Below are 25,009 nucleotides of genomic sequence, written 5' to 3'. Positions count from 1 at the left end.
GGAAAAGTGTGGAGCGGTTTTCCGAAAAGATCATGCGCAAAACAACAACCTAACGCAGGTTCATTTCCAGATTTCGGACAGGCCGGTAAAGGAATTCGTGGTGGCAACGCGAGCTAAGAAGACCGTCAAAGGCAAGAGCAGCAAGAAGAAGGCTGCCAAGAAGGCCGTGAAGAAAACCACCGGGAAGGCCGTGAAGGCGCGCGCGGCCAAAGCCGCCAAAAAGACCAAGAAGTCCAAGAAGGCCGCCGCCAGGAAGGGCGTGACGAAGAGCGCTGCGAAGACGACGAAGAAGGCTGGCAAAAAGGCTGCGAAGGGGCAGGTCGTCGCCAAGAAGGCTTCGAAGAAATCAGCTGTCAACAAGCCGGCCAAGGCTTCGGCAAAGGCTCCGGCGAAGAAGGTTGCGAAGAAGGCGGCAGCATCTGCCGTGACCGCCGCGCCGTCTCCTGTCGTCACGCCGCCGAGGGCTGTGACGCCCAAGGTATCGAAACCCAAGACCCCGCGTACGCCGAAGCCGGTCGCTGCACCTGCCGTGACTGCCGCGCCCGTTACCGCCCCCGCGCGCGACAACGTCTTCTACATCACGACCGCGATCGCCTATCCCAATGGCAGCCCGCATATCGGTCACGCCTATGAGGCGATCGCGACCGACGCGCTGGCGCGCTTTGCGCGGCTCGACGGCAAGGATGTGTTCTTCCTGACCGGCACCGACGAGCACGGTCAGAAAATGGTTCAGACCGCGGCCGGGGAAGGCATGTCCGCCGCTGCGCTCGCGACCCGCAATGCCGGCCGCTTCAAGGAGATGGACGAGCGTCTGAACGTGTCGTTCGACCGCTTCATCCGTACCACCGAGGAGCAGCATCACCGCTCCAGCCAGGAGATCTGGCGGCGCATGGAAGCGAACGGCGACATCTATGCCGACACCTATTCGGGCTGGTACTCGGTCCGTGACGAGGCCTATTACGCCGAGGATGAGACGCGCGTGAATGACGACGGCGTGCGTTTGGGCCCGCAGGGTACGCCGGTCGAATGGGTCGAGGAGAAGAGCTATTTCTTCCGCCTGTCGGCGTACCAGGACAGGCTGCTCAAGCTCTACGCGGACCATCCTGATTTCATCGGACCGGACTCCCGCAAGAACGAGGTGGTGAGCTTCGTCAGGGGCGGCCTGCGCGATCTCTCGATCTCGCGCACCACCTTCGATTGGGGCGTGAAGGTGCCTGGCGACGAAGGACACGTGATGTATGTCTGGGTCGACGCGCTGACCAATTACATCACCGGCGTCGGCTTCCCCGACGAGAGCGACAGGAACTGGCGCTACTGGCCGGCCGACGTGCACATCATCGGCAAGGACATCATCCGCTTCCATGCGGTGTATTGGCCGGCCTTCCTCCTGTCGGCCGGAATCCGGCTGCCGAGGCGGGTCTATGCCCACGGCTTCCTGTTCAGCAGGGGCGAGAAGATGTCGAAGTCGGTCGGCAACGTCGTCGATCCCTTCAATCTCGCCGACCAGTACGGCGTCGACCAGATGCGCTATTTCTTCCTGCGCGAAGTGCCGTTCGGCCAGGACGGCAACTACAATCACGAGGCCATCGTGGCGCGCATCAATGCCGATCTCGCCAACGACCTCGGCAACCTCGCGCAGCGCTCGCTCTCGATGATCGCCAAGCAGTTCGGCGGCGTGCTGCCCGAGCCCGGGGACTTCAGCGACAACGACAAGGCGATTCTGGCAATGGCCGACGGCATGATCGCTGCGTCGCGCGAGGCCATGGCGACGCAGCAGATCCATCAATGGCTCAACGCCGTCTGGGCCGTGGTCGCAGAGGCCAACCGCTATTTCGCGGGCGAGGCGCCGTGGGCGCTCGCGAAGACGGATCCTGCAAGGCAGAAGACGGTGCTCTACGTCACCGCCGAAGTCGTGCGTCAGATTGCGATCCTTGCTCAGCCCGCGATGCCGACCGCCTCGGGCAAGCTGCTCGACAGCCTCGGCATCCCCGAGACTGAGCGCAGCTTCGCTATGCTCGGCGGTGCCAAACGTATCGCACCCGGCTCGACCTTGCCGGCGCCGACGCCGGCGTTCCCGCGCTACGTCGAGCCGGCGGCCTGAAGGCGTTCGCGTGATGCTGGTCGACAGCCACTGCCACCTGGATTTTCCGGACTTTGCGGAAGACCTCGACGGGATCGTGTCGCGGTCGCGGGCGGCTGGCATCACGCGCATGGTCACGATCTCGACGCGGGTGCGCCGGCTGAAGAATCTGCTCGCGATCGCCGAACGCTATGACGACGTCTATTGCTCGGTCGGCACCCATCCGCACAACGCGGACGAGGAGGACGGCATCGCGCCGGACGAGTTGATCGCGCTGACGCAGCATCCCAAAGTCGTCGCGCTCGGCGAAGCCGGGCTCGATTATTTCTACGACAACGGCTCGCCGGAGGCGCAGGCGAGAGGCTTTCGCGCCCACATCGCCGCCGCCCGCGCCACCGGCCTGCCGCTGGTGATCCACACCCGCGAAGCCGACGAGGACTGCGCACGCATTCTGGAAGACGAGGTGGCAAAGGGATCGTTTCGCGCCGTGCTGCATTGTTATACGGGCGGGCGCGAACTGGCACTGAAGGCGGTGTCGCTCGGGCTCTATATCGGCTTCACGGGAATCCTGACCTTCAAGAAATCAGAAGCCTTGCGCGCGCTTGCGGCCGAGTTGCCATCGGACCGTATTCTGGTTGAAACGGACTCGCCTTATCTTGCGCCCGGCAAGTTTCGAGGCAAGCGCAACGAGCCGGCCTATGTCGTCGAGGTGGCAAAAGTGCTCGCCGAGACACGCGGCGTGTCGTTTGACGAGATCTCGCGCCAGACAAGCGAAAATTTCTTCCGTCTGTTCTCGAAGGTGAAAGCTTGAGACTGGGGACCACATGACGTTGACGCTGACGATCCTGGGCTGCGGCTCCTCCGCCGGCGTGCCGCGCCCGGCGCTCGGCTGGGGCGCCTGCGATCCCAACAATCCCAAGAACCGCCGTCGCCGCTGCTCGCTGCTGGTCGAACGGACGTCCGAGCACGGCACGACACGCATCGTGATCGACACCTCGCCGGATCTGCGCGAGCAGTTGCTCTCGACCAATGTCGACCACATCGACGCAGTGTTCCTGACGCACGAGCACGCCGACCAGACCCACGGTATGGACGATCTACGCTCGGTCGTCATGCACATGCGCCGTCGTATCCCGACCTACTTCAACCAGTCGACCGCCAAGGACATCCTGTCGCGGTTCTCCTATTGCTTCATCTCGCCGGAGGGCAGCGACTACCCGCCGATCCTGACTCGGCATTCGATCGAGGCGGGCGAGAGCCAGACCATCCTGGGGAAGGGTGGCGCGGTGACGATGACAGCCTTCCTGGTGCAGCACGGCAACATTCCCGCGCTCGGCTATCGCATCGGGGATGCCGCCTACACGCCCGATCTCAACGACATCCCGCGCGAGAGCTGGGGCGCACTGGAAAATCTGGACCTCTGGATCGTCGATGGCCTGCGCTACACCAGCCATGTCAGCCATTTCAGCATCAACGATGCGCTGTCCTGGATCGAGCGGTTCAAGCCGAAGCGCGCGGTCATCACCAACATGACCGCAGACGTCGATTACGAGGTCATCCGGCAGTCGCTGCCGGCCGGCGTGGTGCCAGCCTATGACGGGCTGCGACTGGAAATGCACTGAACCTGGGGTGGAAATTCTGCTGCCGGCCGGCATAGACCTTGCTTGCGTTGGCCCCATCATGTTGATCTAACGTCTGAAAGACAGGCGCTGGGCAGGGCGATATTCAAGCGGAACCGGCACTACCCAAGTGCAATCGGTCGGTCGAATCGCCTCGTGTGAGGATGGGGATCGCGTTGGCAGAGGACGATGTGGCGGCTCAAGGACCGGTGCGACGCGCTCTGGACCTCCTTTATCTCGGCGCGGGCTATGCCGCGGGCGTCTTCCTGGTCGCGATCTTCGCAATCATGATGATCATGTCGGTCGGGCGTCAGTTTACGCTCAACATTCCCGCCGGCGACGATTTCGCGTCCTGGTGCATGACCGCGATGGCGTTCCTCGGCCTCGCTCACACCTTCAAGCGCGGAGAGATGATCCGGGTCGGCCTGCTGCTGGAGCGTTTGCGCGGGCGGACCAAGCAGATCGCGGAGGTCGTGGCGCTCGGCATTGCCGCTGCCTTCGTCCTCTACTTCACCCGTCATGCGGTGCAGATGACCTACGATTCCTGGCGCTTCAACGACGTGGCGCAGGGCGTCGTCGCACTTCCGCTCTGGATTCCCCAGCTCGGCTTCGCCGGTGGTCTCGTGATCCTCTCGATCGCGCTGATCGACGAGATGGTCAACGTCATCGGCGGCAACCGTCCAAGCTACGAGAAGGGCTCGCCCGACGAAACTCCGGAAGAATTCGTCGAACGCATCTCGCAAGGCGGTGGGGGCTGACCATGGCCAATCTCGGCATGATCGAGCTGTCGTTCGTCCTGCTCGGCGTCATGATCCTGCTGCTGGGAAGCGGCGTCTGGATCGCGGTCTCACTCGGGCTGGTCGGCTTCGTGGCGATGGCGCTCACCACGAGCCTGCCGCTCGGCACGGTGCTTGCGACCACCACCTGGAGCGCGAGCTCCTCCTGGACGCTGGCGGCGCTGCCGTTGTTTATCTGGATGGGAGAGATTCTCTTCCGCACCAAATTGTCGGAGGAAATGTTCCGCGGCCTGTCGCCCTGGGTGCAGTGGCTTCCGGGACGGCTGACACATGTGAACGTGATCGGCTGCGGCATCTTTGCGGCGGTGTCGGGTTCGTCGGCGGCGACCTGCGCGACGATCGGCAAGATCGCGCTGCCTGAGTTGGACAAGCGCGGCTACGACAAGAACCTCAGTCTCGGATCGCTCGCAGGCGCGGGCACGCTCGGCCTCCTGATTCCGCCCTCGATCCCGATGGTGGTCTACGCGGTCACGGCGAACGTCTCCGTGCTTCAGGTGTTTCTCGGCGGGTTCCTGCCGGGCGTGCTCGTGATGGTGCTCTATTCGGGCTACATCATCATCTGGTCGCTTCTCAATCCCAAGAAGGTTCCGCCGCGCGATCCGCCGATGCCATTCCGGCAGAAGCTTCAGGAATCGGCGAAGCTCGCACCCTGCCTACTCCTGATCCTGGCCGTCTTCTTTTCGCTGGTGCTGGGCTTCGCGACAGCCACGGAATGCGCGGCATGGGGCGTCACGGGCGCGCTGCTGCTGGCGTGGTGGAGTGGCACGCTGACGCGGAAGAACTTCCTCGAGAGCATCATGAGCGCGACGCGTCTGACCTGCATGATCATGCTGATCCTGGCGGGCGCGGCCTACACGACGGCCGCGATGGCCTATACGGGCATTCCGGCCGCGCTCGCCACCTGGGTCCAGGGGCAGCAGCTCACGCCGAGCATGCTCGCGCTGTATCTGAGCATCATGTACATCATCCTGGGATGCCTGATCGACGGCATCTCGATGATCGTCCTGACCGCCGTCATCGTACTGCCGATGGTCAGGCAGGCCGGCCTCGACCTGGTCTGGTTCGGCGTCTATCTCATCATTCATGTGGAAATGGCGCAGATCACGCCGCCGGTTGGATTCAATCTCTTCGTGCTCCAGAATATGAGCGGCCGTGATACGCTCACCGTTGCGCGGGCGGCGTTTCCGTTTTTCGTCCTCTTGCTCGCGTCCGTGTTCATCATCACGGAGTATCCGCAGATCGTGATGTTCTTGCCCAAGCTCGCCTTCCCAGACTGAGCGTGCGAAGTGTCCAAATTGACCGTGAGGAGAAGCCCAATAATGTCCCGTTTAATCCGCGCATCCTTGATCGCCGGCGCCGTGCTCGCCGCGACGCCCGCTATGGCTCAGACCAAATGGAATCTGCCGGCGGCATATCCAGCCGACAATCCCCATTCCGAAAATCTGGTCGCTTTCGCCAAGGATGTCGAAGCCGCAACCTCCGGCAAGCTCCAGATCACGGTTCATCCGGGCGCCTCGCTGTTCAAGGCACCCGACATCAAGCGCGCGGTGGTGACCGGGCAGGCGCAGATGGGTGAGGTGCTGCTGTCGATTCACGAGAACGAGGACCCGATCTTCGGCATCGACGTCGTGCCGTTCCTGGCGACCAGCTTCCCGGACGCGATGAAGCTCTATCAGGCCTCCAAGTCCGCGATCGTCAAGAAGCTCGATGCGCAGGGTCTCAAGCTGCTGTTCGTCGTGCCTTGGGCGCCCCAGGGCGTCTATGTCAACAAGCCGCTCGCGACGATCGAAGACATGAAGGGCTTGAAGTGGCGTGCCTACAATGTCGGCACCGCGCGCATCGGCGAATTGGTCGGCGCGCAGTCGGTCACGATCCAGGCGGCGGAATTGCCGCAGGCGCTGGCGACGGGCGTGGTGAATTCCTTCATGTCGTCCGGCGGCACCGGCTACGATTCGAAGGCCTGGGAGTCGCTCAAATATTTCTATGACGTGCAGGCCTGGATTCCGAAGGACTACACCTTCGTCAACAAGGCCGCGTTCGAGGCGCTCGACAAGCCGACGCAGGAGGCCATCCTTAAGGCCGCGGCGACCGCGGAGACCCGCGGCTGGAAGGCCTGGCAGGACAAGAGCACCTGGTATCTCGATCAGCTCAAGGCGAAAGGCATGAACGTCGAGCCGCCGAGCCCGGCGCTCAAGGCCGGCTTCCAGAAGATCGGTGAGCAGCTCACGGGCGACTGGCTCAAGAAGGCCGGCGCCGACGGTCAGGCGATTGTCGACGCCTACAAGAAGATGTGAGGATGAGGCCTTCCGCCCGCCACCTTCCGGTGTGCGGGCGGAAGGTATTCTGCAATCAGCTCAGGTCGAGATCGCCTTCGCCGATCCGACCTCGTTGCGCAGCAGGAATTTCTGGATCTTGCCGGTCGAGGTCTTCGGGATGGGTCCGAACACGACCGCCTTCGGCGTCTTGAAGCCGCTCATATGCGAACGGCAGAAGGCGATGATGTCGGCCTCGCTGGCGCTGGCGCCGTCCTTCAGTTCGACGAAGGCGCAGGGCACTTCACCCCATTTCGGATCGGGCTTGGCGACCACGGCCGCGAACAGCACGGCCGGGTGCTTGTAGAGGATGTCCTCGACTTCAACGGAGGAGATGTTCTCGCCGCCGGAAATGATGATGTCCTTGGAACGGTCCTTGATGATGACGTAGCCATGCTCGTCGAGCACGCCGAGGTCGCCGGTGTGAAACCAGCCGCCTTCGAACGCTTCCCTGGTCGCCTTCTCGTTCTTGAGATAGCCCTTCATCACGATGTTGCCGCGGAACATGACCTCGCCGATGGTCTCGCCGTCGCGCGGCACCTCCTGCATGGTCTGCGGGTTGATGACGGTGACGGCCTCCTCGAGCGGGTAGGGCACGCCCTGCCGGCGCTTCATCCGAGCCCGCTCGGCCGCCGGAAGCTCGTCCCAGCCGGGCTGTTCGGCGCAGACGGATGCGGGGCCGTAGACCTCGGTCAGGCCGTACACGTGTGTCAGCTTGATGCCGATGCGTTCGGCGCCTTCCAGCACCGCGACCGGCGGCGCAGCGCCGGCGATCAGGCCGACGACGCGGCGGGCCGCATTGCCGGTTGACGTTTCCTTGGGCGCATCGGGTGCGTTGATCAGCGTGTTGTACACGATCGGCGCGCCGCACATGTGGGTGACGCCGTGCTCCTTGATCAGCTCGAAAATCTTCGTTGGCTCGACCTTGCGCAGGCAGACATTGATGCCGGCGGCGGCCGCAATGGTCCAGGGGAAGCACCAGCCATTGCAGTGGAACATCGGCAGTGTCCAGAGATAGACCGGATGTTGGCCGAGATTGCCGGCGAGGATGTTGCTGACGGCATTGAGGTAGGCGCCACGATGATGGGTCACGACGCCCTTGGGATTTCCGGTCGTGCCGGAGGTGTAGCTCAGCGCGATCGCGTCCCATTCATCGCTCGGCCTGACCGCCACGAAGCCGGGATCGCCTTGCGCAACGGCTGCCTCATACTCGATCTCGCCGATGCGCGTGCCGCCCTTGAACGATGCGTCGTCGACGTCGACCACGAGCGGCTTGGGGCCCTTCATCTGCGCCAGCGCATCGGTGATCACGCTGGAGAATTCGGGATCGACCAGGATGATCCTGGCGCCGCCATGGTCGAGCTGGAACGCGATCGAAGGCGCATCGAGGCGGATGTTGAGCGCGTTGAGCACCGCGCCGGTCATGGGCACGGCGAAATGCGCCTCGTTCATCGCCGGAATGTTCGGCAGCATCGCCGCAACGGTGTCGCTGACGCCGATGCCCTTGCCCACCAGCCACGATGCAAATCGCCTGCAGCGTTCATAGGTCTGCGCCCAGGTGAAGCTGCGGCCCTCATAGACGGTGCTGACGTGATCGGGATAGACGGCGGCGCTGCGCGCGATGAAGCTCAGCGGGCTCAGCGGCACATAGTTGGCGGGTGTCTTGTCGAGGCCGATATTGTACGCGTTCTGCCGCTCACTCATCGACACACTCCTCAAATCGCGTCAAAGAAATCCGATCGAGATCCAGGGGAAGATCGCGACGATGATCAGTCCCACCAGCAGCGCCAGCAGATAGCCCCAGATCGGCCTGATGCCCTCGGCCGGATCGACCCGTCCAATGGCGCAGGCCGCATAATAGCCGACGCCGAACGGCGGGGCGAATAGCCCGATACCCATGGCGAGAATGATCACCATGGCATAGTGCACCTCGTGCACGCCGACGGCGCGGGCGATCGGGAACAGCAGCGGTCCGAACAGCACGATGGCCGGAATGCCCTCCAGCACGCTGCCGAGGATGGTGAAGGCGAGGATCGAGACGGCAATGAAGGTCGCCGCTCCGCCGGGCAGCCCCGTCATGGCCGCCGCCAGCGATCGCGAGAAGCCGGATTGGGTCAGGCCCCAGGCCATGCCGGTCGCCGTGCCGATGATCAAGAGGATCGCGCCCGACAGCGCCGCCGTCTCGACCAGCATCGGAAACAGCCGCCGCCAGTCGAAGCCGCGGTAGACGAGGAGGCCGACGAGGGCGCCATAGACGATGCCGATGGTGGAGACCTCGGTCGCGGTCGCGACGCCCTCGACGACGGCGTAGCGGATCACGAAGGGCAGCGCGAGCGCGGGCAGGGCGACGATGAAGGTCCTGCCGATCTCGGACGCCGTCGCGCGGCGGATGTGGCTCATGTCTTCGCGGCGGTAGCGCCACCACACCAGCATGCACAGCGTGATCGCGAGCACGACGCCGGGCAACAGGCCGCCTGTGAACAGGGCTGCGATCGAGACGCCGGTGACCGAGCCGATCGTGATCAGCACGAGGCTCGGCGGAATGGTCTCGGTCTGGGCGCCCGTCGCCGCAAGAAGCGCGACGAGGTCGCCAGGCTTGGCACCGCGCTCTTTCATCTCGGGAAACAGCACGGGCGCGACGGCGGCCATGTCGGCGGCCTTGGCGCCGGAAATGCCGGACACCAGGTACATCGCGCCGACCAGCACATAATGCAGGCCGCCCCTGACATGGCCGAGCAGGCTCGCCAGGAACGCCACCATGGCCCGCGCCATGCCGGTCATCTCGATCAGGAGGCCGAGGAACACGAATAGCGGCACCGAGAGCAGGATGAGGTGGCTCATGCCCTCGTCCATCCGCCCGACCAGCACCATGACCGGCGTGCGCGTGGCGAGCGCGAGATAGCCAAAGATCGCCAGGCCAAAGCCGAATGCAATGGGAACACCGGCAAAGACGCAGAAGCCGGCGACGCCGACGAAGAAGATGACGAGGTTGAGATTGCCGAGCTGCCGCAGGAGCGGCTCCGCCAGCCAGAACAGGCCGATTACGGCAGCAACGGTGACGAAGGCCGTTGCGACCATCCGGTAATCGGCCGCGCGCAGCAGCCGCAGCAAGGCAAAGGCCGCCATGAGGCCGATACCGGTCGGCAGCGCGGCGGCGCGCCACATGTTGGAGATCTGGAGCGCCGGGGTGGTTATGTAGCTCTCTTCGTAGGCATAGTCGAAGGACGGCCAGACGATCAGCGCCAGGAACGCAAGTGCTGCGCAGGTTGCGACCAGATCGAGATAGGCCCGCATCGCAGGCCTGGCGCTGGCGACGACCGCGGTCATGCGCATGTGCTCGGAGCGGCGGAAGGCGACCGCCGCGCCCAGCATGGCCAGCCACAGGAACAGGATCGAAGCGAGCTCGTCGGACCAGATCAGCGGCCGGTGCAGGCCGTAGCGCGCGACCACCCCGGCGAACAGGATCACGATTTCGGCGACGACGAGAATCGCCGCCGGGACTTCGACGAGGAGGCCGAGCACGCGTTCCGTTGAACCCAGCAACGAAGGTCGGCGAGGGGACTGCACAGCCACCTCGCCCGTTATTTCGGTCACCTCGACCTCGCCCGTTATTTCGGTCACCTCGACCTCGATATGAGCCATGACGGCCCCGACGCGTTACGACAGCTTGCCGACGGCCTTTTCCAGGAGGTCCCAGGCCTGATCGCCGTATTTGCCTTTCCACTCGGCATAGAAGCCGGCGGCGCGCAGCTTGTCCCGGAACGGCGCAACAGTCGGCTGGTTGAAGGTCAGGCCCTTGGTTGCGAGTTCCTGCTGGAGGCTGGCATTGAGCTTGGCGGTGTCCTCGCGCTCCTTCACGGCCGCGGCGTTGATGTTCTTGGCGACGATTGCGCGCACGTCCTGCGGCAGCTTTTCCCAAGCCCTGCGGTTGGCCAGGAACCAGAAGCCGTCCCACATGTGGTTGGTCAACGAGCAATACTTCTGCACCTCGTAGAGTTTTGCCGTCGAGATGATCGCGAGCGGGTTCTCCTGGCCCTCGACGATCTTGGTCTGGAGTGCCGAATAGACCTCGCTGAAATTGATCGAGGCAGGCGCGGCATCGAACGCCTTGAACATCGAGGTCCACAGCGGCGACACCGGCACGCGGATCTTGAAGCCCTTGAGGTCGTCAGGACCGGTGATCGGCTTGGTCGACGACGTGGTCTGGCGGAAGCCGTTGTCCCAGATCCTGTCCATGACCTCGAGGCCGGCCTTCTTGATCTCGCCGCGGACATGGGCGCCGAGATCGCCGTCCATGGCCTTCCAGACCGTGTCGTAGTCCGGGAATGCGAAGCCGATGCCGTTGATGGACGCCGCCGGCACCAGGGTCGACAGGATCAGTCCCGACAGCGTGAAGAACTCGACGCCGCCGGAGCGGATCTGGCTCAGCATGTCGGTGTCGGACCCGAGCTGGTTGTTCGGGAAGATCTGGAGGTCGAACTTGCCGCCAGTCTCGCTCTTGATCGCCGCAGCCATCTCCTTGGCGCGTACGTTCATCGGATGGGTGTCGGGCAGGTTGTTGGCATATTTGTAGGTGAACTCGGCGGTCTGGGCGCGGGCCACATGGGGCGCACTGAGGCCGCCCAGGACCGCGGTCGCGGCGGAGGCCTTGAGAAGCGTGCGTCGGGAAAAGCGCGTCGAAAAGACCATGGGTCTGCTTCCTCGGAAGGTTTGTTGTTGTTCTGAGATGCAAACCTATACGGACGGTCGGTCTTCAGGTCATCTGCGATCTCGCGAGGCCTCGCTTATTGCAGCCGGATAACGTCACGGCAATATCGGCTTTCGGCACGGGAGATCCGATTTCAAAATCTGCAAAACAACCCCATGCACAGTAGCTTTCAATCGCTCAGGCGACGGTCAGCCGCAGGCTGCAACCGGCGCTCAAGTGGAGATGCGGTCGCAGGAATTACAGCTAAATGATTGATCCGATTTGATATAAAAGTATTCCATAATATACCTTATGCGAATTATAGATAAGGCGCGCAGGGTTCCCTCCACGCTGCATTTTGGCACTGGCTGGACTCGATTTTGGCACTGGTTGGAAGCCCGAGTTCTAGTCCCCTCGATGTGAGGAGCGCTGCCCCCGTTCGGGTACCGGGAGCCGGTCTTCTCTAGAACTGTGTCAGTGGAGGTGGAAGTCCTCTACCCAGCCTGCTCGGTCGTCGCATGCAGCGGGCACAAGCAATGCTGTCAGCGTCGACGCTTTCGCTAGCCGAGATCGCGCTTGCGTGCGGAGTTTCCAGCCAAAGCCACTTCACTGCTTCCTTCACCGAGAACGTAGGCGTCAGCCCTGGACGTTGGAGGTCGGGGCGGCTCCGATAGAAGACGGCTCCAGGGGGTGGATCAGTTTTCCGCAACCTGCGTCAATATTCCGGAAGATTTTACCTGCGTTCTGTGCGCCTTATGCGCCAGTTCGAAGGGAGCAGCAGATGGCAATTCTTGCGAAGCTTCAGGTTGAAGACCCCTCGGCCTTACTGCCCGAGGGCGGAAACGACGTTCATTCGGCAAATACGACGACATCGTTCGGAAGCTTTCGCCTGGATCGTGTGCGCCGCTTGCTGACCAATGACGGAAAGCCGGTGCGGATCGGCTCTCGCGCGCTCGACTTGTTGATCGTCCTGATCGATCGCGCCGGCGAGGTCGTCAGACGGCGCGAGTTGGTCGATCTCGCATGGCGAGGCGTGGCCGTGGACGATGCGGGTGTCAGAGTACACATTGCATCGCTTCGCCGCGCGCTGGGAGACGGTCGCGATGGCGCACGTTACATCATAAATGTCAGCGGTGTGGGCTACATCTTCGTCGCATCAATAAAGCGAGAGGCCGTAGAAGCGCGGTCGGGGTCGACCGCATCCCCGGCGCCCCGGCTCACGGGCCGCGTGCCGTCACCACCCCGGTTGCTGGTCGGCCGCGACGATGTTGTCAATAGCCTGGTCGAACTTCTCCTTGAACGTCGGTTCGTAAGTATCGTCGGCTCCGGAGGCATCGGGAAAACTACAACCGCGGCAGCCGTTGCGGACCGTTCGCGAGCGGAGTTTGGTGACGACAATATTGCTTTTGTCGATCTCGGCGCGGTCTCTGACCCCGAACGGGTACCTGAGGCTATCATCTCGGCAATTGGCTGCCGAATCGGAGGCGCCGATCCCGTTGAGGAGATTTTGAACTTCGTCGCCGGCAGACGTATACTGATCATCTTTGATAGTTGCGAGCATCTCCTCGATTCAACGTCCGGTCTCGCCGCGCGCTTGTTTCAACAAGCTCCGGCTGTCCATCTGCTGACGACGTCGCGAGAAGCGCTGCGTGTCGACGGCGAGACGATCCATTTGCTAAGCCCTCTCGCCTGCCCGATCGAGGAGTGCCCCACCGCAGCGCAGGCGCTGGCCACCCCAGCCGTGCAACTCTTCCTGGATCGCGCCAGGTTCAGCGGATTCGATGGCGAGCTGAGCGACATCGAGGCGCCGATCGTCTCCGGAATATGCCGAAGAACCGACGGAATTGCACTGGCAATCGAAATGGCGGCCAGCAGGGTTGGCACCTACGGTATTTCTGGCGTCGCCAACCTGATCGTCAATAACGTTGACCTCGGCCTGGTTGGTCGCCGCGACGCGGCTCCCCGACATCGAACGCTCGAATCGATGCTCGACTGGAGCTTCGGGCTTCTCAATCGAGAGGAACAGCGCGTCCTATCCGCCCTCTCCGTGCTTGTCGGTCTTTTCACCATGGACGCCGCGTGTTCGATCACGAACAATGGCGACCATGATAGCGCCAACGTCTCCAGAACGATCGCGAGCTTGATCGACCGGTCTCTCGTCTGGGTTCATCAGGAAGGTGACACCGTCTTCTATCGGCTTCCCGACACGACTCGGGCATACGCGGCCGCCAAGCTGGCCGAGACCGAACATACTGAATCGATTGCCGCGCGCCACGCGCTCTATTTTTCGAAGCTGTTCAAGGCCACCGCGCTCGAGCACGGCACCTATGCTGATCTTGGACGTCACGCGCCGCATATCGCAAATTTGCGAAAGGCACTCGAATGGACATTTTCCAACGAGAAGTCCCGCCCGGTTGGCGTTCAGCTTGCGGCTGACACCGCCCCGCTCTTTCTCGGTCTCTGGTTGTTGAACGAATGCCGGCACTGGTCACAACTGGCATTAACCTTTAAAGACGATCTCGGCGAAACTCCCGAGAGCGAAGCGCGCCTGCAGGAAGCGCTGGCGGTGTCCACGATGTACACCCTGGGCAATACGCCGGAGGTTAGGAATGCCCTGGAGCGTGGGTTGGTTCTCTCCGAGGCTGTCGGGCAAGCGCCCCAACAGCTTCGCCTTCTGAGCGACCTGACCCTCTTCTTCAACCGAACTGGTGATTTCGGGGCGGCGTTGGCCGCCGTGAAGCGTAGCGGAGCCATCGCAGAACGCAGCGGTTCTCCTGAAGATCGCATCAATGCTGAATGGATGATGGCAGCTTCCAGTCATATGGCAGGCGACCAACTGGCAACGATCGCCCACTACGAGCGCGGGTCCAGGCTTGAAGCGACGACCGGCCGCCCGAAAATCAATCTGTTCGGATACGACGATCGCCTGAGGGCCCAGATCTCGCTGGCACGCTGCGTTTGGCTCCGCGGATCCCCCGATAGCGCCTGCAAGCTGGCCATCAAGACCATGGACGATGCGGCGGAGATATCGCTGCCAAGCAACTACACTATGGCGATCACCCATTCCGTACCTGTCTTGCTTTGGAGCGGCAACACCGTTGAGTCGGCCCTGTATATCGAGCGCTTGCTCGTACACGCCGAACGATTATCGCTCAAAACCCACACGTCTGCCGGATTGGCGCTGAGAGGAGAATGGCTCTTGATGACCGGAGACTTCTCGGCCGGAGTTGAGACATTGCGACAAGCGCTCGATCGGCTTCGCCGCGAGCGGCTCCACATGCTGACTCCAACAGCGTCGATAGCTCTGGCGGATGGGCTATCCCAGTGCGGAAATCATGACGAGGCGCGCGCGACGATCGACGGCGCCGTGTCATCGGCCCGGGAATTGAATCAGCAATTCTACCTTCCGAGCCTTCTGCGCACACAAGGCGAAATTATCTTGAGACGTCCCCAACCGGACTTCGAATCCGCCGAGTCATCGTTGCGCAAGTCCATTGAACTTGCGACAATGCAGGCATCCCCTGGTTGGGAACTAAAGGCTGCCGTGCCGCTGGCACGCTTGTTGATACAAACTCGGCGCACCCACGAAGCCCTCGCCCTCATCGGCCCAATCTATCGCGCGCATTCGGAGAAAACGGGCTCGGCCGATCTCGTCGCCGCCGCAAGCATTCTGGAGGCGGCGCCGTGTGACGTCCACGTCTGATCGCTCACCTGCGAGCCCGCCATCCGTCTTAACGATCTCATCGGGAGATAACGGGCCACGCAAATAGCGAAACCCGATTTGATTCAAGGAAGCCGCACAGCCGTTGCGGGCAGCTAGATTGCCATGCCGCCCGAGACCTCGATACGCTGGGCGTTGATCCAGCGGTTGTCCTCGGATAGCAGCGAAGCTATCATCGGCCCGACGTCGTCCGGGACACCAGGCCGTCCGAGCGCAGTCATTTCGGCGACATGTTTGTTAAGTGCTGGATTGTCCCGCACCATACCGCCGCTGAAGTCGGTCTGCATTGCGCCGGGGGCCACAGCATTCACCGCGATCCCACGTGGGCCCAGTTCTTTGGCTTGATAACGCGTAAGGACCTCAATGGCGCCTTTAAACGCGCCGTACGGAGCGCTGCCTGGAATGATGATCCGGGCGAGGCCGCTGGAGATGTTCACGATCCGGCCGCCGTCTCTGATGAGCGGAAGCAATTTCTGCGTCAGGAAAAACACGCCCTTGAAATTCACCCTGTAGACAGCGTCAAGTTCGTCCTCAGTCGTCGTTTCAAACGAACTGTGATGTGAAATGCCGGCATTGTTGACCAGATAATCGAAATGCGTTGCTCCGAGGCAAGCCAAGGCTTCCCGCACCTGCACGACAAAGCCGCCAAACGCGCTCACGTCGCCGACATCCAGTTGCAAAGGTATGGCTCGGGATTCCATCTCGCTGACTTGTGCCGTCACCATGTCGGCCTCATTGCGTGCCGACTTGTATGTGAAGATGGTATCGACACCTCTGCGCGCAAGGCTGACCGTCGTGTTCCGCCCAAGACCGCGGCTGCCCCCCGTTACGATGGCGATTGGTCTACGCTGTTCCATCTGAATTCTCCTTGATCCTCGCAGCCCTTCTCCTAGGTGCCACGAGGTCAGGATAGCGATGGGACACAGTTCCGCGCGTTGTGAATTGCTAAGAATTGCTAAGACGATCAACGCAACTCAGCGGAGCAAGTGACGCCACACTCTCCGATGGACAGTGACTGTGCCTCTTCAAGATACAGCAGGAGTCACTTGCGTGCGATCGAGCGGCTCCTGCCCCTTTGGGAAGATCATGGCTCGCAGCAGAGATGGTCAAATCCGATGGCGTCTAACCGCCAAATCTCTTGACGAGCTTTGAGCCCTTGGCCGTTCTGATCTGCTGGCTGGTCAAGTCGCTTCCCGCGCTCAATCCCTTCACCATGAGGTTCTTGACGCGCTGCGCCGCCTGCTTCTCGTTGGAATAGTCGATCTCGACGTGATCGAGCTCCATCAGATGGCCGAGTTCGTGCGCCCAGGCGCGTCCATTGGCGTGGTCATTGCCATACCACTGGACGAAGCTCGCGGGCTCGGGAGAGCCATTCGGGTATGAACCTCCGCCGGCGTTCAGACTTGCGATCGCATTGACCAGGAAGATGTGGATCGCATTGTCCGGGTCGTGCCGGGATGCGAGAACGCCCAGCAGGACCTCATCGCTGCTGCGCCTGCTCGGCGCCATGTCGAGCGGTTTTTCCATGATGCAATCGCTGATCACGAAGGCGATCTTCGCCTTCGACCAGATCGTATTGACGACATCGAGCGCCTTCTTCGCTGTGTCGCAGTCCCATTGCGCAGGCTCGAGGACGCCCCTGTTGGCGAATGGTGTGACGTAAAGTCTAAGCGGAATGGACATGCGCCGGGCTACCGAGCAATCTTACGGCAGGAAGAACGGTATGAAGCCGATTCCGCCACCACCACCGGCGCCGCCTCCGCCCGCGTTAGCCTCGGGCCTCGGCGGCCTTGCAGGCCGTGCCGGAGCTTCTTCGGGATCCCTGCTCCTGCGCTCGAGCTTTGCGGATGGTGTCGGACGGGCCCTGCGTTTCTCGCACTCATCGTCATTATTAAGGAAGTAGCCCGCGGCGCAGGTGATCTTGATACACCGATCTCCATCGCGTTTCTGGCCGGATCCGCAAATTATCGGGCAGACCCGCGCCGATTTAAGCTTGATCGCGTCGAGCGCCTCAGGGCTCGCAGCCTTGGCATCGAACGTGGTGCCGGCATTCTTGTTGTACAACTCGAGCGAACGCCGTGAGGCCGCATCCCAGTCGCCATCGGCCGGTCCGCTGAAGCAACCGACCCGGCGCAACTCGGCTTGTACCGATTTTGCAAGCTCGGCCTTGGACGGCGGTGTCGGCGCCGACGTCTGTGGAGCCGGCAGCGCGGCCACTTTCGAATCCGAGTTCGGGCGGGCCTCTTGCGACGGGTCGGATCCAGCCTGAGCGCCAATTCTCCCGACGGCTATTTCAGCATCCCGGCGACGCTGCTCGGCCTGCGCGGCCAATTGTTGCGCGGTTTCCCTGGCCTTCTCCGCCTCGGCACGAGCGTCCTGCGCTGCTTTCAAGTCCGAGGCGGCTTTGGCCAGTTGTGTCTGCTGGGCCCCCTGGTTGACGAGCCGCGCCTGCTCCTGTTCGGCCTGGCGCGCCTTTTCCGCTGCGGCCGCGCGCTTGTCTTCCGCATCGATCTTGGCGAGCTGCAGCTTGGCCAGATTTGCGTAGTAGCCGTCCGGATACTGGGCAAGGAAGTAGTTCAGCGCATCCTTGTTGCCGATCTGAAGCGCGAGCTCGTAATCGTGCCGAATTTCTGCACGCGCCGAGACCGGTGGAGTTGCAGGCAACGGTGGCGGGACCGGTTGAGGTGCTGTGGCGGCCGCTTCCTTGGCCGGTGCTGGCACGAGCGGCACATCATCGCCACCAAGCGTACCGTACACATAGGGCTCCTGCTTATTGCCGGTCGCCTTCATGACGTCGTCGCGGACGAAGCCGAACACCCTGCGCAGGTCCATGCCCGGAGTAGCGATATATTTCACCAGTGCCGAGGCATAGGGACTGTTCTTGCTGCCACCGTCGGACGCCGTCGAGCCAGCCTTGGCAGCGAAAGCAACCAGCGTATTCGAGGTCGCCGGCTCGATCCTGGCGAGGCCCCGGCTGACAGCCCGCGAGCCGACTGTCCGCCTCATCTTGTCGGCGAAAGGATTGTTACGGCAAGCATCGAGGATCACGAGCCGCAGCTGCCGTGCCGGCTCGATCGCCAGCAGCACTCGCTCGAGCGAAAAGGCCTCGTCGTACACATCCGTGTCGCGCTCGAGCGTCGCATCCGTGGGGATCAGGTAGTTCGTACCTTCGAGCTCGATCCCGTGGCCCGCGTAGTAGACGACGGCGACATCCGAGTCGCGCGCCACATCGGCAAAATCACGCAGCGCACGCCGCATCTCAGAAGCCTGGAGATCCGTGCGGGTCTGGACGACGCTGAATCCCGCTCTCTTCAGCGTCTCCTCAACGATCGCAGCATCATTGGCCGGGTTGGCAAGCGCTGCGGCGTTCTTGTAGGCCGAGTTGCCGATGACGAGCGCGACACGGTTCGCAGCCCATGCCGGCTGACAGACAATCAGCGCAGCGAGAAGAAACAGGGTACGGCGCAATGCCACAGATCGGTGCAAATGCATGGCAGTACTACTTTTTGATCTTCTTCCATCATTTGTGTCATCACGACGGAAGCGGTTCAATGCGATCTCATGATCCGGTTGTGGAACCCACAGGGGGCGGCACGACTGCGCAGGCTGGCCTGTCAATTGACCTCACCGCAAGCCTGCCGTCTAATGAGGCAGGTTTCGAACACGCGAGATCACTCCCGGTGACTGACGCGAAGCTCGATCAGGCGGGAACAGCGCGGAAGGAGATTGCCGGGCGCGGGGGCAATGCCCTGTTGGATTGGACCGCCAGGGCAGTTGTCGTGATCATCTATGGCGGGTCTGCTTTTATGGGCGCTGCCAGCGTCCCTCACCTGCTTCCGCCGGACAATATCCACGACTGGCTTGCGCTTGCGGCCAGAATTGCCAACATCTTGTTCCTCGGCCTCGTCGCGCTGACAACCGTCACCCGGCTGGTGCCGATCATGAAATCGCAGGGCATCGAGACGCGGGTCTCAGCCTTGCTGGGGACTTTTTTGAGCATCGTCCTCGCATTTCTTCCGAAGGCGGAACTCGGTCCCGTTTGGTCGGCTGTGTCCTCGACGTTGGTCTTGGTGGGTACCTCGCTCTGCATCGTGGTGCTCCGCTGGCTCGGCAGATCCTTCAGCATTCAAGCGGAGGCCAGGCGTCTTGTGACGGATGGGCCTTATCGGATCGTCCGGCATCCTCTCTATCTCTGCGAGGGGATTGCCCTCGTCGGCGTAACACTCCAGGTCCTCTCACCGCTTGCCGTCCTCGTTGCCATCGTGATTGTGATGATCCAATGCCGGCGGATGATCAACGAAGAGCGGATCCTGAAGCGGGCATTTCCCGAATATGACGCCTACCGCACGACAACTCCTTTTCTGATCCCCACGTGCCGGGCGATCGGCCGATAGGCCGGGGCCAGGCACCCGCCAAGGCGATCGATCCGCACGCCTGACACCACGCTTCACATCCGCTCGATCCGCAACCGGCGGAGTTCGATCCGAACCGACTTTCGGCCGTCTTCAGCGCTTCAGGCAAACGATCCAACAGATCAGTAATAGTAGACATATCAACAATTTACCTCAAGGAACCGGAGTGCGAAGAGCGCCGGCGGGACCGCTCGCCGGCCCCCAACAATCGTCCGAGGCCCTTGAACGCGTTCACTGGAATACGCGACCAACATCAGGAATGGAGCGGGCTCGAGACTGTTCCTTGCACGAGCCAGGCGGTCGCCAGGATCTATGAGTTTAGTCAGCATTCTGCGCGGCCATGCCAACTTCGTTGACGCTACCATTCTTCGGCTGATGTTGGACGTCGCGCCATGAGCAATTACACGCAGATCAAGTTGTACGCTCTTCTTCTTGTTGCCTCGCTGTTCCTGATTGCTCAGCCGGCTTTCGCGACAAAGCGCGTGGCCCTGGTGCTTGGCAATGCCACATATCAAAACGCTCCCCTGCTCCCCAACCCGGCCAACGACGCCGGCGCCATCGCTGCGACGTTGAGAGCCGCAGGGTTTGACGTGGTCGACTCGAGGCTCAACCTCGCAGCGACGGACATGAAGCGAGCCCTGAGGGATTTTGCAGATCAGGCGCGCGACGCCGACATCGCACTCGTCTACTACGCAGGCCACGGGATCGAGATCGATGGCACGAACTATCTGATCCCAACCGACGCCAGGCTTGAACGTGATACGGACATCTATGACGAGGCGTTCTCGCTCGACCGTGTCTTGCTGGCGATCGAGCCTGCAAGGCAGCTACGGGTCGTGATCGTCGACGCGTGCCGCAACAATCCTTTTGCCGACACGATGAGGCGAACGGTCGCCTCGCGATCGATCAGCCGCGGGCTCGCCAGGGTCGAGCCAACGGTCTCCAATACGTTGATCGCCTTCGCCGCGAAGGCCGGGTTGACGGCGCTCGACGGCAATAGCCAGAACAGCCCGTACGCGGCCGCACTGGTCAAGTATATCGCAAAGCCGGGTCTCGACCTGCGCAGGGCCTTTGGGTTCGTCCGCGACGACGTCCTGCAAGCCACGGGCAACCGGCAGGAGCCTTACGTCTACGGCTCGTTGGGCGGCGAGGACGTTGCGCTCGTGCCTGCTCCAAAGGCCGTGGAGCCCACGCCCGCAGTGGCCAACCCCCAGTCGGAGGTTCGCCGTGACTACGAACTGGCGCTGCAGCTCAACAATAAAGACGCTCTGGGCGCATTCCTGACCCAGCATCCAGACGGATATTACGCAAGCCTCGCCAAACTTCAGCTCAACCAGATCGAGGCAGAGGAGGCACGGGTTGCGGCAACCGAAAAGGCGCGCCAGGCCCAACAGCAGCAAGCCCGGCTTGCCTCCGAAGGCGCCCTGCGCGCAGAGCAGGAAAAGGCGGCCGCTGATCTGAAGGCTGCGGAGGACGCCCGCATTGCGGCCGAAAGAACAAAACTGGCGGCGCAGCAGCAAGCGGCCGATGCCGAGCGGAAGCGGACCACATCCGAGGGATCGATCAGCACCGCGCTCACTCGGAACAAGGCTGCCATCGACAATTCCAGCACGGTGAGTCCGCCCCCAGCCGCTGTGGCCGCTCAGAGTGATACAGACGCGAAGCTCGCCGCTCTGAGCGCCGGGCCGCAGCAGGCCGATCCGGCCAGGGCCGATATCCCTCAGGCCGATCTCGCCAGGTCGGTACAGAGCGAATTGAGCCGCGTCGGATGCTTCACCGGTGCCGTCGATGGCGAATGGAATGCCGCTTCGCAGCGCTCACTCTCGCTCTTCAACCGCCACGCGGGAACCAAGTTCGACGCGAAGTTTGCGAGTCTCGACGCACTTGACGCAATCAAGCTCAAATCGTCGCGGGTCTGTCCGCTGGTCTGTGAACGCGGCTACAAGGCTGATGGCGACCAGTGCAGCAAGATCACCTGCGCCCAGGGCTCGTTCCTCAATGACGACAATGAATGCGAGAAGCGGCGCGGCAAGAAGCCTGTTGCAAACCGCAATACGGGCCAGCGCCCTGCCCGCGCGGATCGCCCTGCCCGTGAGAGGTTCGCGCCGGCTGCGGAGGCCCCCGCGCCACGGCGACAGGCGACTGCCAGGGGAAGCAGTGGCAGCATCTATTGTGACCAGCATGTTTGCCGTCAGGTCAATCGTGGCTGCCGCCTCGAATACCGCGGCGGTGGAGGTCCCGGCGGCAACACTGGAAATGTCGAGGTCTGCAACTAGAGCCTTTTCCGTTCCGATGGAATCGGAACGGGGCTCTAGGTTCTTGTTTTGACGCGTTTTCTTGACGCGAACCGTTGTCCACTTCGCTCGAAAACGCTCTAGCGCCACGCAAAAGAGGTGTCCGAAGGAGTGACCTGAGTGACAACCTGCGAGCTGGAGCAGAAAGATGTCGGCGCCTTTCCGGGTGTGACGCTCTTCACGAAACGGCAGGCGCCCGGCATGAGGCCGACGGCGGTCTATCTCCCGCCGAAGCACGCGACGGCCGCCACCAAGTTCGATGTCGTAATCTGGCTACACGGTTTCTATGTCAGGGATCATGAATACCTGTTCCGGAACGATCCTGCGCGTCTGCGCGAACAGGTCCGGGATTCGGGGAAGGATGTCGTGCTTGTCGCGCCATTCCTGGGCTACGAATATGCCGTCGGTGACACCTTTGCCGGGAACTACAGCGTCAAGGATCTGGCTTCTGCCAAATGGGGCGAACGCTATCTGGACGAGATCCTCGGGGCTCTTGCCAAGTTCGTGGCGCTTGTTGCCAGCACCGGCAACGGCACCCGGAGCATACCCCAGCTCGAGGTCGGCAAGCTCATCATCGCCTGCCATTCCGGCGGCGGGAGCGGTATGCGCAACCTGGTCGGAAGCCTCGGAAAGTATCAGCCTAACCTGTCGGCCTGCTGGGGATTTGATTGCCTCTACGGCGCCAAAGCGCAACCGGACGACGCCACGTTCTGGTACCAATGGCTGTCGGGCAAGAGCACCTGCGCGCTCGAAATTGTCTATGGCCCGACCACCCTTTCGCAATCGGTGAAGCTGGACCTGGTCGGACGCGGACTCGCAACGCTCGACGGCAATCGCCCTCCGTCACAGCGCCCTGCTCTCAAAAACCTCACTGTGAGCGTGGGTCACTATGATGCATTTCCGGCCTTTGGGCAGATGGTCAGGGTCAATGATCTGGATCCGGCCTTCGTCGACCGCTTCATGATCCCGCAGGTCGCCGACAAGCCTCCACTGGGCCAGAAGCCGGCGTCGCGCAATGGAGAATTCCTCAAACAGGCGACTGCCAACGTTCGCGGCGCTTTCCCCTTTCCGAAGGACATTCACTACATGATTGCCCGCGGCGGTTTCTACAGCCGCCTGAGTAGGCTGTAGCGTCGAAGGCCCCTCCCCGGCGGGCACGAGTTCGCCTGTCACCGGCTCGCTGCTTAACCTTGGCTGTGATGATGCGAGGAAACACAACATGACGGAACCACCTTTCGATCCGAACACCGCGCCGAGAGCCGGCAACTCGGCTCAGGACCGCGCCGCGATGCGGGCGGACATGAACAAGGTCGCGCTGAAGCTGCGCGAAGCCGGCATTCAGCTTTACGGATTCTACAAGATCCACCACCTCGTGCCGTATTGGAATCCGCTTGGCTTCGATTTCATGTGCGACAACTGGCGGCAACTGCTCGATGCCGCCGGCAAGGCACCGCGGCTAGGCTCCGACCAGATCAACATGCCGGGCTACGATCCGTGGCTGCAGGCCGGCGTCAAGAGCGTCGGCTTCACGCAGACGGGCAAGGCTCCGCACGTGCATCTCGACATTGCGATCGATCGGCCCGGGCTCTGTCGGATTTACATCCTGGAGAAGGACGAGGAGCGCCGTCTCGACGCCCTGCGACGGGCCCGGGTGGTCACCGCGAGAGATACCGACGTATTCAGGAAGATCCACCGGCGGGTGGAGGGTCTCGGCATCGATCTCGACGATCACATCGGCTCGCACCTGGAGGCTGGGCGGCTCGTGCTCGATGGCATCAATTTCGTCGCCAAGGATCACAAGCGTCTTCTCGATGCACTGACGAACCTGAAATATCCCGCCGGCAACAATGTCTTTTTTCGCGGAGAGAGATCCGGCCGCGGTCATTTCTTCGGCATGGCCTCATTCCTGGCCACCGACGGCATCGGCTTTCGGCAAATCTGGCAGACATTTCCGGAGGAAAGACCGATCGCAACACCAGATCCGCGTACCGGACCGGCGATGGATCCCAAGGCTTCCGGACGGTTCGGCGATTCACCGAACCTGCCGGATCTCACCTCGGTGCACTGTGCCGTGTCGAACCGGATCTGCAATGTCCATATCGACGAGATGGGCTTCGTGGTCACGGACAGCAAAGGCACCATCATCGTCGACCCTGACGCGCTGCGGCACATCTTCGTCGAATTGCTCTGGAAGACCAACCTGCAGGGCAAACTGCCCTTCTGGGCGCTCGACAACGTCAATTTCATCATCCCGAGCTCGCCAAACGACTTTTCCCGCGTTGGAGTCAGCGTCGACATCGCGAAGTTCGGGCGTGTCAAGATTGCGCTCAACGGGAGCTGCTCGGCCGACGGCAAGATGGAAGCAGCCGGCACGCTCACGCTCGGGTTCAAATTCTGAGACCAGCCGAGAGCCACGGCTCATCTGATGGAATAGGATTTGACGTCGAACGACCAATTGCTTGGCACCAGTTTTCCTCTGCTGCCGTCCGGCACACGCAGCTCCCTGGTCCACGCCGACAGGTAGCTCAACGTATCGGCTTGATTCTGCAGTTTGCGCGGGAGATCCGGCAGATCGAGCAATTGCACGCGCCGTTCACTCAGGATCGCAACCATGACGGCCGAGCCGGTCGGCGGTGCGACGACATATTCAAAGCCACGTTGCCGTCCTGCCGGGGTCGGCACAACAAATTGCACGCCGGGCTTGACGAGATTGATGTCGCGGCCGTCCGACTGCTCCAACAATTCGGGAGTCGGAAAGATCTGGGACATCCGTCCGTCCGCATCGACATCCACCAGAATGAGATAGCCTGCCTTCTTCGCGGTCACGCCGAATGACACCTTGCCGCCAACGTTGACGGTCAGGCTGGGCAGGATCTCAAGGGACACACTTGCAGCATTGCTCTGTGCGGCGCTGGACTGTCCGCGCGTCGCCTGGATGCGCCAAGACCATGGTGGGCTCGCCAGGCTCGCATGTAGAGATTCCGGCCGCAGCGGCGCCGCGGGCGCGGCCCCGCTTCCCGCCAGCAGCAGGGCGAACGCAAAGCATACTCGTTTACGGCGGATCAGCTCCGATCGCCACATGGCTCC

General features: G+C 62.2%; 19 protein-coding genes and 1 pseudogene. 12 read left to right on the top strand and 8 right to left on the bottom strand.

The genetic code is table 11. The features are described 5' to 3' along the window. Positions 1–60: 60 nt before the first annotated feature. The gene (locus EDE08_RS39045; RefSeq protein WP_245524752.1) at positions 61–492 is read right to left on the bottom strand and encodes a hypothetical protein; all 432 of its coding nucleotides are present in this window, start codon (positions 490–492) and stop codon (positions 61–63) included. Positions 493–529: 37 nt separating this feature from the next. Here EDE08_RS39045 and metG point away from each other — a divergent pair, with 37 nt between their 5' ends. From metG to EDE08_RS09790, 6 genes are all read left to right on the top strand, one after another. Next, a complete protein-coding gene (metG, locus tag EDE08_RS09815; RefSeq protein ID WP_245524751.1) occupies positions 530–2,101 on the top strand; it encodes a methionine--tRNA ligase in 1,572 nt (523 codons plus the stop codon). A gap of 13 nt (positions 2,102–2,114) precedes the next feature. Continuing rightward, a complete protein-coding gene (locus EDE08_RS09810; protein WP_131868689.1) occupies positions 2,115–2,891 on the top strand; it encodes a TatD family hydrolase in 777 nt (258 codons plus the stop codon). Between the two features lie 13 nt (positions 2,892–2,904). Next, the gene (locus EDE08_RS09805; protein WP_061881631.1) at positions 2,905–3,702 is read left to right on the top strand and encodes an MBL fold metallo-hydrolase; all 798 of its coding nucleotides are present in this window, start codon (positions 2,905–2,907) and stop codon (positions 3,700–3,702) included. A gap of 161 nt (positions 3,703–3,863) precedes the next feature. Further along, a complete protein-coding gene (locus tag EDE08_RS09800) occupies positions 3,864–4,457 on the top strand; it encodes a TRAP transporter small permease (protein ID WP_131868688.1) in 594 nt (197 codons plus the stop codon). A gap of 2 nt (positions 4,458–4,459) precedes the next feature. After that, entirely contained in the window at positions 4,460–5,773 is a 1,314-nt protein-coding gene (locus tag EDE08_RS09795) for a TRAP transporter large permease (RefSeq protein WP_131868687.1), read from the top strand. 39 nt (positions 5,774–5,812) lie between these two features. After that, positions 5,813–6,790: a TRAP transporter substrate-binding protein gene (locus EDE08_RS09790; RefSeq protein ID WP_131868893.1), complete on the top strand. Its 978-nt coding sequence runs from the start codon at positions 5,813–5,815 to the stop codon at positions 6,788–6,790. A 60-nt stretch (positions 6,791–6,850) separates the two neighbouring features. On the opposite strand, the gene EDE08_RS09785 is transcribed toward EDE08_RS09790, so the two are convergent. From EDE08_RS09785 to EDE08_RS09775, 3 genes are read right to left on the bottom strand one after another with little or no spacing between them, the layout of a single operon-like run. Beyond that, entirely contained in the window at positions 6,851–8,512 is a 1,662-nt protein-coding gene (locus EDE08_RS09785; protein WP_165935812.1) for an acyl-CoA synthetase, read from the bottom strand. A 21-nt stretch (positions 8,513–8,533) separates the two neighbouring features. Next, positions 8,534–10,450, bottom strand: a complete 1,917-nt coding sequence (locus tag EDE08_RS09780) for a TRAP transporter large permease (protein ID WP_131868685.1) — start codon at positions 10,448–10,450, stop codon at positions 8,534–8,536. 15 nt (positions 10,451–10,465) lie between these two features. Further along, positions 10,466–11,497 carry a TRAP transporter substrate-binding protein gene (locus tag EDE08_RS09775; protein WP_131868684.1) on the bottom strand — a complete coding sequence of 344 codons (1,032 nt, stop codon included), beginning with the start codon at positions 11,495–11,497 and terminating at the stop codon, positions 10,466–10,468. Between the two features lie 498 nt (positions 11,498–11,995). On the opposite strand from EDE08_RS09775, the pseudogene EDE08_RS39615 reads away from it, so the two are divergent. Together EDE08_RS39615 and EDE08_RS09765 are read left to right on the top strand one after the other, a co-directional pair. Further along, positions 11,996–12,169: pseudogene (locus EDE08_RS39615) on the top strand (helix-turn-helix domain-containing protein); the annotation flags it as partial. A 107-nt stretch (positions 12,170–12,276) separates the two neighbouring features. Next, positions 12,277–15,198, top strand: coding sequence for an ATP-binding protein (locus EDE08_RS09765; RefSeq protein WP_131868682.1), 2,922 nt, complete (start codon positions 12,277–12,279; stop codon positions 15,196–15,198). A gap of 113 nt (positions 15,199–15,311) precedes the next feature. Here EDE08_RS09765 and EDE08_RS09760 read toward each other — a convergent pair whose 3' ends face one another. From EDE08_RS09760 to EDE08_RS09750, 3 genes are all read right to left on the bottom strand, one after another. Further along, positions 15,312–16,073 (bottom strand): SDR family NAD(P)-dependent oxidoreductase, encoded by a 762-nt coding sequence (locus EDE08_RS09760; RefSeq protein WP_131868681.1) that lies wholly within the window; start codon positions 16,071–16,073, stop codon positions 15,312–15,314. A 265-nt stretch (positions 16,074–16,338) separates the two neighbouring features. Beyond that, a complete protein-coding gene (locus tag EDE08_RS09755; protein WP_061881624.1) occupies positions 16,339–16,899 on the bottom strand; it encodes a hypothetical protein in 561 nt (186 codons plus the stop codon). Positions 16,900–16,920: 21 nt separating this feature from the next. Further along, positions 16,921–18,708, bottom strand: a complete 1,788-nt coding sequence (locus EDE08_RS09750; protein WP_131868892.1) for a caspase family protein — start codon at positions 18,706–18,708, stop codon at positions 16,921–16,923. 188 nt (positions 18,709–18,896) lie between these two features. Between EDE08_RS09750 and EDE08_RS09745 the strand changes: the two genes are divergently transcribed. From EDE08_RS09745 to EDE08_RS09725, 4 genes are all read left to right on the top strand, one after another. Beyond that, positions 18,897–19,610: a methyltransferase family protein gene (locus EDE08_RS09745; RefSeq protein WP_131868680.1), complete on the top strand. Its 714-nt coding sequence runs from the start codon at positions 18,897–18,899 to the stop codon at positions 19,608–19,610. 410 nt (positions 19,611–20,020) lie between these two features. After that, positions 20,021–21,904, top strand: a complete 1,884-nt coding sequence (locus EDE08_RS09740; protein ID WP_131868679.1) for a caspase family protein — start codon at positions 20,021–20,023, stop codon at positions 21,902–21,904. Between the two features lie 138 nt (positions 21,905–22,042). Beyond that, the gene (locus tag EDE08_RS09730) at positions 22,043–23,053 is read left to right on the top strand and encodes a hypothetical protein (protein ID WP_131868678.1); all 1,011 of its coding nucleotides are present in this window, start codon (positions 22,043–22,045) and stop codon (positions 23,051–23,053) included. Between the two features lie 88 nt (positions 23,054–23,141). Then, positions 23,142–24,320, top strand: a complete 1,179-nt coding sequence (locus tag EDE08_RS09725) for a hypothetical protein (protein WP_131868677.1) — start codon at positions 23,142–23,144, stop codon at positions 24,318–24,320. A 20-nt stretch (positions 24,321–24,340) separates the two neighbouring features. Here the strand turns inward: EDE08_RS09725 and EDE08_RS09720 are convergent, their stop codons facing one another. Next, complete coding sequence (locus tag EDE08_RS09720; RefSeq protein ID WP_131868676.1) at positions 24,341–25,003, bottom strand: DUF4384 domain-containing protein; 663 nt, start codon at positions 25,001–25,003, stop codon at positions 24,341–24,343. Between the last annotated feature and the right edge of the window lie 6 nt (positions 25,004–25,009).

This window comes from Bradyrhizobium sp. R2.2-H (assembly GCF_004346455.1).
Lineage (GTDB): Bacteria > Pseudomonadota > Alphaproteobacteria > Rhizobiales > Xanthobacteraceae > Bradyrhizobium > Bradyrhizobium diversitatis.
The sequence above is the reverse complement of the archived record's forward strand: the minus strand, read 5'-3'. Positions and strand labels throughout refer to the sequence as shown.

Excerpts from the sequence above, each read along its gene's own strand:
- EDE08_RS09810 (WP_131868689.1), top strand. The coding sequence starts at position 2,115 with ATGCTGGTCGACAGCCACTGCCACCTGGATTTTCCGGACTTTGCGGAA.
- EDE08_RS09805 (WP_061881631.1), top strand. The coding sequence starts at position 2,905 with ATGACGTTGACGCTGACGATCCTGGGCTGCGGCTCCTCCGCCGGCGTG.
- EDE08_RS09800 (WP_131868688.1), top strand. The coding sequence starts at position 3,864 with ATGGGGATCGCGTTGGCAGAGGACGATGTGGCGGCTCAAGGACCGGTG.
- EDE08_RS09795 (WP_131868687.1), top strand. The coding sequence starts at position 4,460 with ATGGCCAATCTCGGCATGATCGAGCTGTCGTTCGTCCTGCTCGGCGTC.
- EDE08_RS09785 (WP_165935812.1), bottom strand. The coding sequence starts at position 8,512 with ATGAGTGAGCGGCAGAACGCGTACAATATCGGCCTCGACAAGACACCC.
- EDE08_RS09780 (WP_131868685.1), bottom strand. The coding sequence starts at position 10,450 with ATGGCTCATATCGAGGTCGAGGTGACCGAAATAACGGGCGAGGTCGAG.
- EDE08_RS09775 (WP_131868684.1), bottom strand. The coding sequence starts at position 11,497 with ATGGTCTTTTCGACGCGCTTTTCCCGACGCACGCTTCTCAAGGCCTCC.
- EDE08_RS09765 (WP_131868682.1), top strand. The coding sequence starts at position 12,277 with ATGGCAATTCTTGCGAAGCTTCAGGTTGAAGACCCCTCGGCCTTACTG.
- EDE08_RS09760 (WP_131868681.1), bottom strand. The coding sequence starts at position 16,073 with ATGGAACAGCGTAGACCAATCGCCATCGTAACGGGGGGCAGCCGCGGT.
- EDE08_RS09755 (WP_061881624.1), bottom strand. The coding sequence starts at position 16,899 with ATGTCCATTCCGCTTAGACTTTACGTCACACCATTCGCCAACAGGGGC.
- EDE08_RS09750 (WP_131868892.1), bottom strand. The coding sequence starts at position 18,708 with ATGCATTTGCACCGATCTGTGGCATTGCGCCGTACCCTGTTTCTTCTC.
- EDE08_RS09740 (WP_131868679.1), top strand. The coding sequence starts at position 20,021 with ATGAGCAATTACACGCAGATCAAGTTGTACGCTCTTCTTCTTGTTGCC.
- EDE08_RS09725 (WP_131868677.1), top strand. The coding sequence starts at position 23,142 with ATGACGGAACCACCTTTCGATCCGAACACCGCGCCGAGAGCCGGCAAC.
- EDE08_RS09720 (WP_131868676.1), bottom strand. The coding sequence starts at position 25,003 with ATGTGGCGATCGGAGCTGATCCGCCGTAAACGAGTATGCTTTGCGTTC.